11 protein-coding genes are annotated in these 16,386 nt (G+C 70.5%); 4 read left to right on the top strand and 7 right to left on the bottom strand.

Annotation, left to right across the window (positions count from 1 at the left end):
* Positions 1–5 precede the first annotated feature (5 nt).
* From BFF78_RS30055 to BFF78_RS30065, 3 genes are all read left to right on the top strand, one after another.
* Positions 6–1,382, top strand: coding sequence for an alpha-amylase (locus tag BFF78_RS30055; RefSeq protein ID WP_193433686.1), 1,377 nt, complete (start codon positions 6–8; stop codon positions 1,380–1,382).
* 317 nt (positions 1,383–1,699) lie between these two features.
* Positions 1,700–7,066 (top strand): pullulanase-type alpha-1,6-glucosidase, encoded by a 5,367-nt coding sequence (pulA, locus tag BFF78_RS30060; protein ID WP_069781275.1) that lies wholly within the window; start codon positions 1,700–1,702, stop codon positions 7,064–7,066.
* A 33-nt stretch (positions 7,067–7,099) separates the two neighbouring features.
* Complete coding sequence (locus tag BFF78_RS30065; RefSeq protein WP_069781276.1) at positions 7,100–7,459, top strand: 5-carboxymethyl-2-hydroxymuconate Delta-isomerase; 360 nt, start codon at positions 7,100–7,102, stop codon at positions 7,457–7,459.
* Between the two features lie 7 nt (positions 7,460–7,466).
* Here BFF78_RS30065 and BFF78_RS30070 read toward each other — a convergent pair whose 3' ends face one another.
* From BFF78_RS30070 to BFF78_RS30085, 4 genes are all read right to left on the bottom strand, one after another.
* Positions 7,467–8,156, bottom strand: a complete 690-nt coding sequence (locus tag BFF78_RS30070; protein ID WP_099054961.1) for a TetR/AcrR family transcriptional regulator — start codon at positions 8,154–8,156, stop codon at positions 7,467–7,469.
* 36 nt (positions 8,157–8,192) lie between these two features.
* Complete coding sequence (locus BFF78_RS30075) at positions 8,193–9,215, bottom strand: PDR/VanB family oxidoreductase (protein ID WP_069781278.1); 1,023 nt, start codon at positions 9,213–9,215, stop codon at positions 8,193–8,195.
* Positions 9,215–10,093, bottom strand: a complete 879-nt coding sequence (locus BFF78_RS30080) for a metal-dependent hydrolase (protein WP_069781279.1) — start codon at positions 10,091–10,093, stop codon at positions 9,215–9,217. Before BFF78_RS30080 ends, BFF78_RS30075 begins: the two co-directional genes overlap by 1 nt.
* A 78-nt stretch (positions 10,094–10,171) precedes the next feature.
* Positions 10,172–12,100, bottom strand: a complete 1,929-nt coding sequence (locus tag BFF78_RS30085) for a hypothetical protein (protein WP_069781280.1) — start codon at positions 12,098–12,100, stop codon at positions 10,172–10,174.
* 175 nt (positions 12,101–12,275) lie between these two features.
* On the opposite strand from BFF78_RS30085, the gene BFF78_RS30090 reads away from it, so the two are divergent.
* Positions 12,276–12,689, top strand: a complete 414-nt coding sequence (locus tag BFF78_RS30090) for a hypothetical protein (protein ID WP_193433568.1) — start codon at positions 12,276–12,278, stop codon at positions 12,687–12,689.
* 70 nt (positions 12,690–12,759) lie between these two features.
* Here BFF78_RS30090 and BFF78_RS30095 read toward each other — a convergent pair whose 3' ends face one another.
* From BFF78_RS30095 to BFF78_RS30105, 3 genes are all read right to left on the bottom strand, one after another.
* Complete coding sequence (locus tag BFF78_RS30095; protein ID WP_069781282.1) at positions 12,760–14,310, bottom strand: DUF1996 domain-containing protein; 1,551 nt, start codon at positions 14,308–14,310, stop codon at positions 12,760–12,762.
* A 144-nt stretch (positions 14,311–14,454) separates the two neighbouring features.
* Positions 14,455–15,108, bottom strand: coding sequence for a LuxR C-terminal-related transcriptional regulator (locus BFF78_RS30100; protein WP_069781283.1), 654 nt, complete (start codon positions 15,106–15,108; stop codon positions 14,455–14,457).
* Positions 15,093–16,355 (bottom strand): sensor histidine kinase, encoded by a 1,263-nt coding sequence (locus tag BFF78_RS30105; RefSeq protein WP_069781284.1) that lies wholly within the window; start codon positions 16,353–16,355, stop codon positions 15,093–15,095. The genes BFF78_RS30100 and BFF78_RS30105 overlap by 16 nt, the downstream gene beginning before the upstream one ends.
* Between the last annotated feature and the right edge of the window lie 31 nt (positions 16,356–16,386).

The raw sequence follows: 16,386 nt of genomic DNA on the forward strand, positions 1-16,386 counted from the left end.
GACACATGGCACGCAGAACCCTCCCCACGGTGGCCGCCCTCACGGCCGCCGCTCTGGTTGGCATGAACCCGACCACCGCCGACGCCTCCCCGCCCGGCACCAAGGACGTCACCGCCGTCCTCTTCGAATGGAACTACGCCTCGGTGGCCAAGGAGTGCACCACCACCCTCGGCCCCGCCGGCTACGGCTATGTCCAGGTCTCCCCGCCCGCCGAGCACATACAGGGCGCGCAGTGGTGGACGTCGTACCAGCCGGTGTCGTACAAGATCGCCGGCCGGCTCGGCGACCGCACCGCCTTCAAGAACATGATCGACACCTGTCACGCGGCCGGCCTGAGGGTCGTCGTGGACACCGTCGTCAACCACATGTCGGCGGGCAGCGGCACGGGCACCGGCGGCTCGACGTACAGCAAGTACGACTACCCGGGCCTGTACTCGTACCCCGACTTCGACGACTGCACCTCCCGGGTCACCAACTACCAGGACCGCTGGAACGTCCAGCACTGCGAACTCGTCGGCCTCGCCGACCTGGACACCGGCGAGGAGTACGTCCGCAAGACGATCGCCGGCTACATGAACGACCTGCTCTCCCTGGGCGCCGACGGCTTCCGCATCGACGCGGCCAAGCACATCCCGGCCGAGGACCTGGCGAACATCAAGTCCCGTCTGACCAACCCTTCCGTCTACTGGAAGCAGGAGGTCATCTACGGCGCGAACGAGGCGGTCCAGCCCTCCGAGTACACCGGCAACGGGGACGTCCAGGAGTTCCGCTACGCCTACGACCTCAAGCGCGTCTTCAACAACGAGAAGCTGGCCTACCTGAACAACTTCGGCGAGGGCTGGGGCTACCTCGGCAGCTCGGTGGCCGGCGTCTTCGTCGACAACCACGACACCGAGCGCAACGGCTCGACCCTCAACTACAAGGACGGCGCCAACTACACCCTGGCGAACGTCTTCATGCTCGCCTGGCCCTACGGCGCCCCGGACATCAACTCCGGCTACGAGTGGTCCGACGCGGACGCCGGCCCGCCCAACGGAGGCCAGGTCAATGCCTGCTGGCAGGACGGCTGGAAGTGCCAGCACGCCTGGCCGGAGATCATCCGCATGGTCGCCTTCCGCAACGCGACGCGGGGCCAGGCGGTCACCAACTGGTGGGACGACGGCAACAACTGGATCGCCTTCGGCCGGGGCGACAAGGGGTATGTGGCGATCAACCACGAGTCCTCGTCGCAGACCCGCACGTACCAGACCGCGCTGCCCGCCGGGACGTACTGCAACGTCCAGAACAACACCACGGTGGCGGTGAACTCCAGCGGACAGTTCACCGCCACCCTGGGCTCGAACACGGCGCTCGCGATCTACGCCGGGAAGTCGAGCTGCTGAGTCCGGACGCCTGCTTCCAGGTGTCGCTCGTCGTGTAGCCGGACGAACCGCCCGTCGTGTACGAGCGGTTCGTTCCGGACTCCCAGGTCGTCACCGGAGGCGTAGCAACCGGAGGGCTGCGGGGTCGTACCCGGGAAGGGGCAGCGTTTAACAACCCGTGAGCGTGCGGGAGTTGAGAAGGTCACGTCAAGGTTGACGCTGAAACTTCTTGCTATGGGTTTCAAGACTCTTGCTGTAAACCTTTCGGCGGCGATACGGTCGCGCGGGGTCGGACCCAAGGGATCCAAAAGAGCCGCATCCGCTAGGAGTTACCGCCTGTGATACCGAGAGCGAGACGGGCCGCGGCCGTCACCGCCGCAGCCCTCGCCGCCGCACTGATCCAGCCACTGGCGGCCCATGCCGCCACCCCGCCCGCGCCCCCCTCGGACGCGGCCCTCGCCGCCCAGCCCGCCCGGCACGACGACACCCGCGAGCAGTTCTACTTCGTCATGCCGGACCGTTTCGCCAACGGCGACACGGCCAACGACGAGGGCGGCCTGACCGGCTCCCGCCTCAGCACCGGCTACGACCCCACCGACAAGGGCTTCTACCAGGGCGGCGACCTCAAGGGCCTGACCAAGAGGCTCGACTACATCAAGGGCCTGGGCACGACCGCCATCTGGATGGCGCCGATCTTCAAGAACAAACCCGTGCAGGGCACCGGCAGCAACGCCTCCGCCGGCTACCACGGCTACTGGATCACCGACTTCACCCAGGTCGACCCCCACTTCGGCACCAACCAGGACCTCAAGGCCCTCATCTCCAAGGCGCACGCCAAGGGCATGAAGGTCTTCTTCGACGTCATCACCAACCACACCGCCGACGTCGTGGACTACGAGCAGAAGTCCTACGACTACCTCTCCAAGGGTGCCTTCCCCTACCTGACCAAGGACGGCAGGCCCTTCGACGACGCCGACTACGCGGACGGAAGCAGGAAGTTCCCGGCCGTCGGTACCGGCTCCTTCCCGTACACCCCGAAGGTCACCAGCCGGTCCAAGGTCCCGGCCTGGCTCAACGACCCGGCGATGTACCACAACCGGGGCGACTCGACGTACGCCGGAGAGTCCACCACCTACGGCGACTTTTCCGGCCTGGACGACCTGTGGACCGAGCGTCCCGAGGTCGTGCACGGCATGGAGAAGATCTACGAGCGGTGGGTGAGGGACTTCGCCGTCGACGGCTTCCGGATCGACACCGTCAAGCACGTCGACATGCCGTTCTGGACGCAGTGGGCCACCGCCCTCGACGCCTACGCGGCGGCGCACGGGCGGAGGAACTTCTTCATGTTCGGCGAGGTCTACTCCGCCGACACGAACATCACGTCCCCGTACGTCACCCAAGGCCGCCTCGACGCCACCCTCGATTTCCCCTTCCAGGACGCGGCCCGCGCCTACGCCTCCCAGGGCGGCAGCGCGCAGCGGCTGGCGAGCGTCTTCGGTGACGACTACAAGTACACGACCGACAAGGCCAACGCGTACGAGCAGGTCACCTTCCTCGGCAACCACGACATGGGCCGTATCGGGTACTTCCTGAAGCAGGACAACCCGAAGGCCACGGACGCCGAGGTCCTGAAGAAGGACGAGCTCGCGAACGAGCTGATGTTCCTCAGCCGCGGCAACCCGGTCGTCTACTACGGCGACGAGCAGGGCTTCACCGGCTCCGGCGGCGACAAGGACGCCCGCCAGACCATGTTCGCCTCCAAGGTCGCCGACTACCTCGACGACGACGAGATCGGCACCGACCGCACCCACGCCAGCGACTCCTACGACACCGGCGCGCCGCTGTACCGGGAGATCGCCGGCCTCTCGAAGCTCCGCGAGGCCAACCCGGCCCTGACCGACGGAGTCCAGACCCAGCGTTACGCGGCCGACGGCGCGGGCGTCTACGCCTTCACCCGTACGGACGCGAAGAGCGGCCAGGAGTACGTCGTCGCCCTCAACAACGCCGGCTCGGCGCAGACGGCGACCTTCGCGGCCGGGTCCGCGGACATGGCGTACCGGGGCATCTACGGCGCCACCGACTCCGTGGCGTCCGACGGCGACCGCAAGGTCACCGTCACCGTCCCGGCCGAGTCCGCCGTCGTATACAAGGCCACCGGCACCCTCGCCAAGCCCGCCGCCGCGCCGACGATCGCCCTGCACGCGCCGGCCGCCCGAGCAACCGGCACCGTGGAGATCGGCGCCGATGTCGACGGCGGCCAGCTGAACCGGGTCGTCTTCGCCGCCCAGGTCGGCGACGCCCCGTGGCAGGTGCTCGGCTCCGCCGACCACGCCCCGTACAAGGTCACCCAGACCCTCGGCAAGGGCATCCCCGCCGGGACCGCGCTGCGCTACAAGGCCGTCGTGGTCGACTCGGCCGGGCACACCGCGAGCGCCATGGCGAGCAGCACCTCCGGCACCCCGCCCGCGCCCGAGGTGCCCAAGGCCTCCTCCCGGGACTACGCGGTCGTCCACTACAAGCGCACCGACGGCGACTACGACAACTGGGGCCTGTACGCCTGGGGTGACATCGCCGACGGCGAGGCCACGAACTGGCCGGCCAGCCACCCGTTCACCGGCCGGGACGCCTACGGCGCCTTCGCCTGGGTCAAGCTCAAGCCCGGCGCCTCCAGCGTCGGCTTCCTGGTCATCGACAAGAACGGCGACAAGGACGTCTCCGCCGACCGGAGCATCGACGTCACCAGGACGGGTGAGGTCTGGGTCGAGCAGGGCAAGGCCGACGTACTGACCCAGAAGCCCGGCTATCCGGCGCAGGACAAGACCAAGGCGGTCATCCACTACCACCGGGCCGACGGGAACTACGACGGCTGGGGCCTGCACGTCTGGACGGGTGCCGCGAACCCCACCGACTGGTCGAACCCGCTGAAGCCGGTGAAGACTGATGCCTATGGCGCGGTCTTCGAGGTGCCGCTCACCGAGGGTGCCGGCAGCCTCAGCTACATCATCCACAAGGGCGACGAGAAGGACCTGGCGGCCGACCAGTCGCTGGACCTCAAGGCCGACGGCTACGAGGTGTGGCTGTTGAACGGCCAGGAGAAGCATCTGCTGCCGCAGCCGGCGGGCAGCGCGGCCGCCCTCGACCTGAGCACGTCCAAGGCGATCTGGATCGACCGGAACACCGTGGCCTGGAACGGCGTGGACGGCGCCGCCTCCACCCAGCTGCTGTACTCGCCGAACGGCTCGATCGCGGTCAAGGACGGGACGCTGACCAGCGGCGACGAGCACTGGATCCGGCTGGCGAAGACCACGCTGACCGACGCCCAGAAGGCGAAGTTCCCGCACCTGAAGGACTACACCGCCTGGTCCGTCGACCCGCGCGACCAAGACCGGGTGCGTACGGCGCTCAAGGGCCAGCTCGTCGCCTCGCAGCGCGCCGCCAACGGGGCCGTGCTGGCCGCGACCGGCGTGCAGATCGCGGGCGTGCTGGACGACCTGTACCCCGCCGCCACCAAGGCCGCGCTCGGGCCGGTCTTCCACGACGGAAAGCCCACCCTCTCCGTGTGGGCGCCGACCGCACAGAGCGTCTCACTGGAGCTGGACGGCTCGCTCAAGTCGATGCACCGCGACGACACCACCGGCGTCTGGTCCGTCACCGGCCCGGCCTCCTGGAAGGGCAAGCCCTACCGGTACGTCGTGAAGGTGTGGGCGCCCAGCGTCCGCGAGATGGTCACCAACAAGGTCACCGACCCCTACTCGGTCGCCCTCACCGCGAACTCCGGGCGCAGCCTCGTCGTCGACCTGGCCGACAGGTCCCTCGCCCCGAGCGGCTGGTCGGCCCTGCGCAAGCCCAGGGCCGTACCGCTGAGGGACGCGCAGATCCAGGAGCTGCACATCCGGGACTTCTCCATCGGGGACCCGACCTCGAAGCACCCGGGCACCTACCTGGCCTTCACCGACAAGGACAGCGACGGCTCCAAGCACCTCAGGGAGCTGGCGAAGTCCGGGACGTCGTACGTGCATCTGCTGCCCGCCTTCGACTTCGCCACGGTGCCGGAGAAGAAGGCCGACCAGGCGAGCACCGACTGCGACCTCGCCTCCTACCCGGCCGACTCCGACAAGCAGCAGGCCTGCGTGGCGAAGATCGCCGCGAAGGACGCCTACAACTGGGGCTACGACCCTTACCACTACACGGTCCCCGAGGGCTCGTACGCCACCGACCCGGACGGCACCGCCCGCACGGTCCAGTTCCGCAGGATGGTCCAGGCGCTGAACGAGGACGGCCTCAGGGTCGTCATGGACGTCGTCTACAACCACACGGCGGCCGGCGGCCAGGCGGACACCAGCGTGCTGGACAAGATCGTGCCGGGCTACTACCAGCGGCTCCTCGCCGACGGGACCGTGGCCAACAGCACCTGCTGCGCCAACACCGCGCCGGAGAACGCGATGATGGGCAAGCTGGTCGTCGACTCGATCGTCACCTGGGCGAAGGAGTACAAGGTCGACGGGTTCCGCTTCGACCTCATGGGCCACCACCCGAAGGCCAACATCCTCGCGGTCAGGAAGGCCCTGGACGCGCTGACCCCGCAGAAGGACGGCGTCGACGGCAAGAAGATCATCCTGTACGGCGAGGGCTGGAACTTCGGCGAGGTCGCGAACGACGCCCGGTTCGTGCAGGCCACACAGGCGAACATGGCCGGCACCGGCATCGCCACCTTCTCCGACCGGGCCCGGGACGCGGTGCGCGGCGGCGGCCCCTTCGACTCCGACCCCGGCGTCCAGGGCTTCGCATCCGGGCTGTACACCGACCCCAACGGGTCCAAGGCGAACGGGACGTCGGCCGAGCAGAAGGCCCGGCTGCTGCACTACCAGGACCTGATCAAGGTCGGGCTCTCCGGAAACCTCGCGAAGTACCACTTCACGGACAGCGACGGCAAGGCGGTCACCGGCGCCGGGGTGGACTACAACGGCTCGCCCGCCGGCTACGCGGACGCGCCCGGTGACGCCCTCGCCTATGTGGACGCGCACGACAACGAGTCCCTCTTCGACGCCCTGACGTACAAGCTGCCCGCCGGGACCAGCGCGTCCGACCGGGCCCGGATGCAGGTCCTCGCGATGGCGACGGCGGATCTCTCGCAGGGGCCGTCCCTGTCCCAGGCGGGCACCGACCTGCTGCGCTCCAAGTCCCTGGACCGCAACTCCTTCGACAGCGGGGACTGGTTCAACGCCATCCACTGGAACTGCGCCGACGGCAACGGCTTCGGACGCGGGCTGCCGATGGCGGCCGACAACGCATCCAAGTGGGACTACGCCCGGCCGCTGCTCACGCGCGTCAAGGTCGGCTGCCCGCAGATCACCGCCGCCTCCGCCGCCTACCGGGACCTGCTGAAGATCCGCACGACCGAGAAGGCGTTCTCACTCGATACGGCCGCGCAGGTGCAGGACGAGCTGTCCTTCCCGCTGTCCGGCACGGACGAGACGCCGGGTGTCATCACGATGAGGCTCGGTGACCTGGTCGTCGTCTTCAACGCGACCCCGCAGCGGCAGGAGCAGACGATCGGTGCCCTCGCCGGCACGCCCTACCGGCTGCACCCGGTGCAGGCCTTTGGCGCCGACCCGGTGGTGAAGACCTCCGCCTACGCGGCCGGCTCGGGCACGTTCACCGTCCCGGCGCGGACGGTGGCGGTGTTCACGCGGGCGGGGAAGTAGGGTCGGGGCCGTCGCCGTAGAACAGGAGTGCCCATGCCGCAGATCACCGTCGACTACTCGCATCCGGTGGACGACACCTTCGACCCGGAGGGCTTCGCGCGGGCTCTGCACGAGGCCACCGTCGAGATCGCCGCGGCGAGCCCCGGGGGATGCAAGACCCTGTTCCGGTACAGCGACCACCGCGCGGTCGGATACGAGGACCCCGAGGGGCACGCGATCTTCCACGTGACCATCGGGCTCCTCGCCGGACGCAGCGACGAGACGAAGGCGAGGCTGGCCCAGACCGCGCTGGACCTGCTCGGAAAGTACGTGACACCGCAGGACGGAGTCATCGTGCACGCCTCCGCCGAGGTCCGGGACCTGGACGCGTCGTACCGGAAGTCCGACCTCTAGACAGGGCCTAGACACCCAGGGCGATGAGTCGGCCGACGAGCTCCGCGAAGGGGCCGTCGGCCGGCTCGTCCTCGACCATCTTCTTCAGCAGCGTCGCCATGTCCTCGTCGTGGGCGGCGCTGACCGCGGCCAGTGCGGCGAAGTCGTGCACGAGCTGGACCTCCAGCTCGGCGCGCGGGATGCGCCGGCCGTCCAGCCAGATCAGGGCCGTGGACTCGGCGAGCGAGATCCAGGAGCGGACGACCAGCTCCAGCCGCGGCGGCGCGTCCGTGACCCCGAGGTGCGACAGGATCTGTTCGTACGCGGCCTGGCGTACGGAGTCGATGAGCGCGTTGGTGGCAGAAGAGCCGACCGCCGGGCCGCCGCGCATCAACGCCGAGAAGCCGGGCCCGTGGTCGTCCACGAAGTCGAAGTAGCGGCGCATCACGCGCAGCAGCCGGACGCCGAGCGGGCCGTCGTGCGGCTCGGCGAAGCGGCCCGCGAGATCCTCCGAGGCACGCTTCAACGCGGCCTCGTACAGGCTGAGTTTGCCGGGGAAGTAGTGGTACACGAGCGGCCGTGAGATGCCCGCCGCCGTCGCTATCTCGTCGATCGAGACCTCGTCCGGCGAGCGCCTGCTGAACAGGTCGAGGGCGACGCCGATCAGCTGCTGCCGCCGCTCCTCCACGCCCATCCTGCGGCGAACCCCGGTACTCATGCGAACACCTTACCGATCGGATCCGGTCGCAGGTGGTCACATGTCGAGCACCAGGCGATCGCTCCGGGCCCGCGACACGCAGATCAGCATCGAGCCGGCGCGCTCCTCGTCGGTCAGCAGCTCGTCCCGGTGGTCGATCTCTCCTTCCAGCACCCGCTGTTGACAGGTCCCGCAGAACCCCTGTTCGCAGGAGTAGGCGGTGCCCGGCAGTTCCCGGCGTACGGCGGCCAGCACGCTGGAGTCGGCGGGCACGGTCACCGTCCGTCCGCTGCGCCTCAGTTCGACCTCGAACTCCGTGTTGCCGTCGGACGACGTACGGGGTGCGAACCGTTCGAGGCGGACGTCCGGGAAGCGCGCCGCGACGGCCGCCATGAGCCCTTCGGGGCCGCAGCAGTAGACGGCGGCTCCCTCGCTCACCTCCAGCGTGTCCAGGTCCGGCCGCCCCTCCACGACGGTCACCCGGTCGCCGCCCAGCTTCTCGACCTCCGCCAGGAACGGCATCGAGGCCCTGTCGCGCCCCGCGTACAGCAACCGCCACTCCGCGTTCTCCGGAAGGGTCCGCAGCATCGCCAGCAGCGGGGTGATCCCGATCCCGCCGGCGACGAAGACATACGACGGCGCCTCGACCAGCGGGAAGCGGTTCCGCGGCCCCCGCACCTGAAGTTCCATGCCCTCCGTGACCTGCTCGTGCACCTCGCGCGAGCCGCCCCGCCCGTTCTCCACCAGCCGGGTCGCGACGGTGTACGAGGAGCTGTCCTCGGGGTCGCCGCACAGCGAGTACTGCCGGACGAGCCCCGACGGCAGCACGAGGTCGACATGCGCGCCGGGCTCCCAGCGGGGCAAGTCCCGCCCTTCGAGACGGAGTTGGACGACCCCGTCGGCCACGGTCTCGCGCGAGGTCACCAGCAGCCGCAGGGCCCGCGAGCGCGGACGGCCCGAGACGGGCTCCTCCAGCGCGGGCATCGGCCACAGTGGCGAGACCTGGATACGGCGGCGCAGGGCCTGCCGGGTCAGCAGGGCGACGCCCGCGACGAGCGCGAGGTTGCGCAGCTTCGGCATCAGGCGGCCCTCTTCTCCGCCGCCGTGGCCGCGGGGGAGGAGGCCAGATAGGCGGCGGCCTGCTCGGTGTCGCCCTCCTGCGAGGGGTGGTAGTCGCGGCTCAGATAGCGGGGTATGGACCTGAGCATGTCCCCGGTCGTGGGCAGCAGGCCCCGCCTGCCGCGGACGTGGAAGTCCTTGAAGGTGGCCTTGCCGTCGATGAGGCTCGGGTCGTTCTCCATGAAGAACCGCGCCCCGCGCTGCCACAGGAACACCAGCGCCGAGAAGGCCGTGGCCCAGGTCCGCACCCGCCGGCGGTAGCTCCCGTCGACGTGCATGAACAGCTCGAAGGCGACCGAGCGGTGCTCGACCTCCTCGGCGCCGTGCCAGCGCAGCAGGTCCAGCATGGTCGGGTCGGCGCCGCGCCGGTCCAGCTCCTCGGCGTTCAGCACCCAGTTGCCGAGGAACGCGGTGTAGTGCTCGATGGCCGCGATGAGCGCCACCCGCTCCATCAGCCACCATCTGCGCGGCCGGCCCGGCGGCAGCGTGCGGTCGCCGAGCAGCTTCTCGAAGAACCAGTCGACCTGCGCGGTGTACGGCGTCGGATCGAGGCCCAGCTCGCGCAGGTGCGGCAGCACCTCGTCATGGGCCTGGGAGTGCATCGCCTCCTGGCCGATGAACCCGATGACGTCCTCGCGCAGCCGCTCGTCGCGGATGTACGGCAGCACCTGCTTGTACACGTGTACGAACCACCGCTCACCGGCGGGCAGCAGCAGGTGCAGCACGTTGATGGTGTGCGTGGTGAACGGATCCTCCGGCACCCAGTGCAACGGCGTGCCGTCCCAGGAGAAGGACACCTTGCGTGCCTTGAGCGGCACCCGGGCCTGCGTGTTAGACATGGCGTCAATGTACTGATGGGTAGGCGGTCTGAGAACCCCCGCGCCCGACCTTGTTTACGCCACTGTCAACAGGCCGTGCTACCGCAACCCACTGATCCCGGTCCCGTCCGTCAGCGTGCCCTTCAGGGAGGCGTGCGCCCCCCGCTTGGCCCTGGCCGCCAGGAACTGCCCCTGCCCGGCGGCGGTGACCCCGCCTCCGGCCTGGATCGACGCCGTGTCCGCGCTGCCGGCCGCCAGCAGATACCAGTGTCCGGCGGCGGACTTCCACAGCACCCCGGCGAGCACATGAGGATCACGCGGCCCGCAGGCCCGGCCGTCCGTGCCCTTGGCGACCACGGTGCCCGCCCGGCCGCCCGGCGTCCGGAACTGGGCCAGCGCGCCCGTGCCGTCGCCGCGCCAGGTCTCGGCCCTGGTGCACACCCACTTGGCGGCCCCGCTGCCGTCGGGCAGCGGCTGGTCGGCGAACCCCCAGGCATTCACGCTGCGCACCCCGGCGGAGCGCTCCGCGGCCAGCGAGCAGGCGAACGGCGCCCAGGCCTTGAGCCCGTCCGCACCGGACGCCTCGCCCGCCGAGCCGGGCCGGCCGGCGGTGAGGTGGGCCGGTACCAACTCACCCAGATCGGTGCTGAGTTCGGTGCCGGACGGCCCGGTCAGCTGGAGCACCGTCCAGGAGGTGCAGTTGCCGGGCCGCAGTGCGGAGCTGGCCAGCGGGGCGGTGATGCCATCGGTGATCTTCAGCGGAGCCGCGCCGGAGCCCGGCTTCGTCAGGTCGCGCGAGGCCGCCTTCGTCACCCAGGGCGCGGTCAGGTACTGGGCATTGCCGTCCGCGCGGCCCAGCAGCAGCGCGCTCGCCTCGGCGCTGGTCGCCCCGTCGGCACGGGCGAGGTCGAGGGCCGCGCCCTGAGTGCCGTCGACCGGCTCGGCGTAACGGGCGAGGCGCAGGCCGTCGTACAGCATCACCACGCGGGCGTTGGCCACCTGGCCCGCGTACAGCAGCTGGGGCGGGCCGGCCGGGCCGCCGGTGTCGGTGCCGGGGGTCGCCGAGACGTGGACCGTCGGGCCAGGGCGGGCCCACACGGCGAGGGCGCGGCGCAGCAGGGCCGTGTCACCGGTGAGCGGCCCGCGAGCGGGCCACATCGAGAAGTCGGTGCGCGCGGCGGACTTCCAGTCGGCGGGGGAGACCCGGATCAGCCGGGCGGGGTCGAGGGCGGCCTCGGCGGCCGGGTTCTCGGCGTAGACGGGGGCGGCGGCGCCGTCCGGGCCCCAGCCGCCGCCCGGCATGGCGACCAGTGCCCCGCACACCGCGAGCGCCGCGGCGGCGGCGAGGGCGGCCTTGCCGTGCTGGCGGCGGCGCATCAGATCGGTGGGCCGGGCCTGGAGCAGACAGGGGTCGAACTCGGGGGAGGACAGCAGCGCGGGCTGGGTGGGCACGCCGTTCGCCGAGGCCAGCGCTCCGCCCGGGTCCTCGGCCCCGGCGGCCGTGAGCAGCTCGCGGATCTCGGCGTCGGACAGGTTCTCCAGGCCGCGCAGCACATAGGCGGCGCGGGCCGGGCCGGACAGGGCGGACAGCCGCTGGTCCAGGGCGAGTTCGTCGGCCCCGCCCGAGCGCGGGAACAGCCTCAGGCCCCACACCTGGGGCAGCGGCGGCGGCAGCTGGGCGAGCCGGTGCAGGCCCTTGCGGGGCCGGGCCGCCTCCAGGGCCGTCCGCAGGACCCGCTCGCGCAGGAACGCGTACCCCGGGTCGCCCTCCCCGCCCTCCTCGCCCGAGACCTGGGCCGGGAGCACGGGCTGCGGCTTGCCGCCCCTGGGCAGGGCGCGCTGGGCGAGGGCGTGTGCGGTCAGCACCCGGCGGCTGCGGCCGAGACCCGGCGGCAGCACCAGGTAGGCGATCCGGACCAGCCGTGGGTAGTGCTCGACGAGCGCGGCCTCGGCCTGCTCGACGTCGACCGGTCCGGTGTTCTCGGCGGAGGCGGGTGCGTGACGCTGGGCTACATCCTGTGACTGCACGTCATGGAAAACGAGCGAGCCGGGGGTTGGTCACCCCCGGATGGGTGGTTTCACCCCTCCGGCTCGAGCGGACGGGCCGGCGCCTGCCGGCCGGCACCGGATTTGAGCGTACGGCGGCCGGGAGCCGTATCCGAAGGAGCTGAGGCATGCTTGGCCCACAGGACCGGAGGAACAGATGAGGGTGACCCGACCGATGCTCGCCGTGACGGGCGCCGCCGCGGCCGTGCTGGCGCTGGGCGGCTGCGGTTCGAGCGGTGAGACCAAGGCGGTCCCGCCCGCCGCTACCGGCAGCCTGGAGAGCCTGGCCGCCGAGGTGAAGTGCAAGCCCGACATGCAGACCGACGCCGACGAGATCCGGCAGGCCATCTGCCGGAACGGCGACGGGAAGTTCATCCTCGCCACCTTCGCCACCGACCGCGGCCAGCGCGAGTGGATCAACGACGCGAAGGACTACGGCGGTTACTACCTCGTCGGCCGCAAGTGGGTCGCCGTCGGCGACGACGGAGTGGTCAAGGCGCTGCGCGGCACGCTCGGCGGGGACGTGGAGATGGGCACGAATCACTCCTCCCATTCCATGCACGGTGGCTGAAGCGCACGAAAAGGCCGGTGACGGGAGGGGGTTCCGTCACCGGCCTCGTCTCGTGGCCCGCGTCAGGTGATCAGGCGCACCGCTGGCCGTTGTTGATGCAGTTGGCGATCCTGTTGGCCAGGCCGCCGGTCGTGACGCTGATGAAGTCGTCGTGGTCGGTGATCGGCTTGTGCAGCTCCTCCGGGAAGCCGTCCACCGCGTAGGCGTTCTTCACCGTGCCGTCCGCCTGGACGACGGGCTGCGGCACGTTGTACACCAGGCGCATCGTCAGCTGCGGGATCGCCTTGAAGCCGTTCGGGCAGACCCCGCTCGCCGGGTCGGCGAAGGCCACGTGCGTGCGGTGGTTGGCGCTGTCGATGTTCTGCCCGTCCCAGCAGCTCTGGAAGGCGAACGACCGCACCACGTTGCTGCCCTGCGGACAGATCGGGTACTTGTCCGTCAGCTGCACCTTGTTCTCGAAGCCGGTGCAGCTCCAGTGGGCGTTGGCGTTGGCCGGGCCGTTGACGAAGGCCTTGGCGTCGCCGGTGATGATCCGCAGGAACTGCGGCATCGCGACGACCTTGCTCGCCGGGCTGCCGACGTACTTGATCTGCGCCTGCTGGGCGACCAGGATCTTGCCGACGTTGAGGTCCTTGCCTCCGCCGTCCGCGTTCGCGTCCTTCTCCTGGGTGCCGTCCTGCTCGCGGATGACCGGCCAGTAGTACGCCGACAGGTCGTTGCGGTTCTGGCAGCTGGTGCCGCCCTGCAGGAACGTCTGGTTGCTGGAGAACGCGTTGACCTTCTGGTTGCCCACGTAGTCGTGCACGTGGTGGGCACCGTTGGTCACACCCGGCGCGACGATCACGTTGTCGCTGTTGTGGTTCTGGTTGGCGTTCACACCGCAGCGCGTGGTGAACGTGCCCGTCGAGGCGTTCTGCAGTTGGGCCGGCTTGCCCTGGACGTTCGGGGCGACCTTCGTGATGTCCACGAAGTCCGCCGCGGCCGGGCCGTCACCGCCCTGGCCACCGTTGTTGCCCTGCTGCTGGCCGCCCTGCTGCTGGCCGCCCTGCTGCTGGCCGCCTTGCTGCTGGCCACCGTTGTTCTGCTGCTGCCCGCCGTTGTTCTGCTGCTGGCCACCGGTGTTCCCCCCAGCGGTGGTCTGGTTGGCGGACTGCGTGGTGCAGGCGGCGAGCTGCGACAGCGTGCTGTTGAACGACCCGCCGACGCGCTGGATGTCCATCCGGATCCGGTCGATCGTCGCAGCCCGCTTCGCCTTCAGCGGTCCCACGATCGCGTTCTGCACGAAACTCGGATCCTTGGACTGCGCGCCCCGGGTCGAGGCGAGCCGGTTGTAGGCCTCGGTGATCTGCCTGTCGAGGTTCGCCAGCTCGGTCGCCACACCCTGGCGGGCCCGCCAGGGCACGTTCGTCAGCTTCTGGCCGACGTCCGGGCACGAGATCGTGGCGACCTGTGCCGTCGCGGCCTTCGTCTGGTTGCCTCCCCACGACTGGTTGTGCGACTCGTGCGCAGAGGCGTAGAAGTTCGCCCAGAGCAGCCCGCCCCCACCGAGCGCTAGGGCCGCCGATGCGGCTATGGCCTTGGTGGCCAGCGGCGTACGGCGTTTTCGTGTGTTGCGTCCCATGGAACTCCTCTGACTTCCTTGCGGGCTTGCGGGGCAGCATCGAGGCGCCCGACAGGAGTGAAGCGGCACCCTTCCATACGGACGCCGCCCCAGAGGTGTTCACCGGTCTCACAAATTCCTCGCAGAAACAGGTGAGTTGGCAGGTCAGCGGTCCCGGTCGAGATAGGCGAGGACCGCCAGGACGCGCCGGTTGTCGTCGTCCGACACCTCCAGGCCCAGCTTGGTGAAGATGTTGGAGGTGTGCTTGGCGATGGCCCGTTCCGTCACCACCAGCTGGGCCGCGATGCCCGCGTTCGACCGGCCCTGCGCCATCAGCTCCAGCACCTCCAGCTCGCGCGGGGTCAGGCCCGCGAGCGGCCGGTCGTCGCCGGACCGGCGGGACAGCAGCTGCTGGATCACCTGCGGGTCCATCGCCGTACCACCGGCCGCGACCCGCCGTACGGCGTCGATGAACTGCTCGGCGTCGAACACCCGGTCCTTCAGCAGATAGCCGATCCCGCCGTCGCCGTCGGCGAGCAGCTCACGCGCGTACAGCTGCTCCACATGCTGGGAGAGCACCAGCACCGGCAGTCCGGGCCGCACCCTGCGGGCCGCGAGCGCGCACTGCAGGCCCTCGTCGGTGTGCGTGGGCGGCAGCCGTACGTCGACCACGGCCACGTCCGGCTCCGACTCGGCCAGGGCGCGGGAGAGTTCGGGCCCGGACTCGACGGCGGCGGCGATCTCGAAGCCGAAGGCCTCCAGCATCCGCACCAGCCCGTCACGCAGCAGGAAGAGGTCTTCGGCTAGGACAACGCGCACGGGATCTCCATGGTCACCAGGGTGGGTCCGCCGGCGGGGCTGCTGACGGCCAGGACGCCGTCGAATGTAGCGAGCCGGCGCTCGATGCCGGCGAGACCCGACCCGGCGCCGATCACCGCGCCGCCCCTGCCGTTGTCGGTGACCGTGATCCGCAGCCGCCCGTCGGTGTGGTGCACATCCGCCCAGACCCGGTCGGCACCGGAGTGCTTGACGGCGTTGGTGAGCACCTCGCTGACCGCGAAGTAGCCCGCCGACTCGACCGGCGCGTCCGCCCGGCCCGGCAGCTCCACGGTCACCTCCGTGGGCAGCGGCAGCCGCAGCGCCAGCGCCCGTACGGCGTCTCCGAGTCCGCGTTCGGCGAGGACCGGCGGATGGATGCCGCGCACCAGGTCGCGCAGCTCCTCCAGCGCCTCGGCCGAGTTGCGGCGGGCCTGGGCGAGCAGCCGCTTCGCCTGCGCCGGGTCGTGTTCCACCAGCATCTCGATGGTGCCGAGGTCCATGCCCATGGCCACCAGCCGGGCCTGCGCCCCGTCGTGCAGGTCGCGCTCGATACGGCGCAGTTCGGCGGCCGAGGTGTCCACGGCGTCCTGCCGGGTCTCGGTCAGCACCCGGACCCGCTCGGCGAGTTCCGCGTCGCCGCCGAGTACGGCCCGGGTGAGCCGGAAATGGACGCGCATCAGGCGAGGGGTGTGGCGGAAGGCGAGGACCAGGAGCCCGGCTGCCAGGACGGCGGCGGCCAGCGCGGTCAGGGGGCCGTCGACCGGCACGAAGAGATACCAGTACGGCCCGTCCGTCACGCGCCACAGGCCGGCCGCCACCGCGAACCCCTCGAACGGGTAGAACAGCAGCAGGGCCGGCAGCAGCGCGGTGACGAAGCCCGCGGTCATGTCCACCGGCAGCCACAGCACGTCCCGCCGCACCTGCGGGTCCCGGAGCAGCGCGAAGGTGCGCGTCCAGGGGTTGGCGCTGCTGGGCAGCGGCCGGTACACCACCGGGATCCGCACCCCGCACCACTCCGCGGCGAGCCTCCTGCGGGCGTCCGCCAGTGCCCGTACGCCGGTCAGGATCGCCGGAGTCGTGACGAGCCCGACACCGACCGGGATGAGCGCGACGGAGACGAGGGTCAGCACGAGGAACGCCACACCGCAGGGCAGCACGGCCACGGCCAGGGTCAGGCCCTGTACGGCGGCCAGCACCGCGCCGCGGGCCCGGCTCGGGAAGTCGTCGCTCTTGGTGTCGGTGTTCATGCCGCAAGTCTTGCCGACAGCCTTGCGCGCG

Source organism: Streptomyces fodineus, assembly GCF_001735805.1.
Classification (GTDB): domain Bacteria; phylum Actinomycetota; class Actinomycetes; order Streptomycetales; family Streptomycetaceae; genus Streptomyces; species Streptomyces fodineus.

Coding starts and splice junctions, on each gene's coding strand:
- BFF78_RS30055 (WP_193433686.1), top strand. CDS start 6: ATGGCACGCAGAACCCTCCCCACGGTGGCCGCCCTCACGGCCGCCGCT.
- BFF78_RS30095 (WP_069781282.1), bottom strand. CDS start 14,310: ATGGGACGCAACACACGAAAACGCCGTACGCCGCTGGCCACCAAGGCC.
- BFF78_RS30075 (WP_069781278.1), bottom strand. CDS start 9,215: ATGCCGAAGCTGCGCAACCTCGCGCTCGTCGCGGGCGTCGCCCTGCTG.
- BFF78_RS30105 (WP_069781284.1), bottom strand. CDS start 16,355: ATGAACACCGACACCAAGAGCGACGACTTCCCGAGCCGGGCCCGCGGC.
- BFF78_RS30070 (WP_099054961.1), bottom strand. CDS start 8,156: ATGAGTACCGGGGTTCGCCGCAGGATGGGCGTGGAGGAGCGGCGGCAG.
- BFF78_RS30090 (WP_193433568.1), top strand. CDS start 12,276: ATGAGGGTGACCCGACCGATGCTCGCCGTGACGGGCGCCGCCGCGGCC.
- BFF78_RS30065 (WP_069781276.1), top strand. CDS start 7,100: ATGCCGCAGATCACCGTCGACTACTCGCATCCGGTGGACGACACCTTC.
- BFF78_RS30080 (WP_069781279.1), bottom strand. CDS start 10,093: ATGTCTAACACGCAGGCCCGGGTGCCGCTCAAGGCACGCAAGGTGTCC.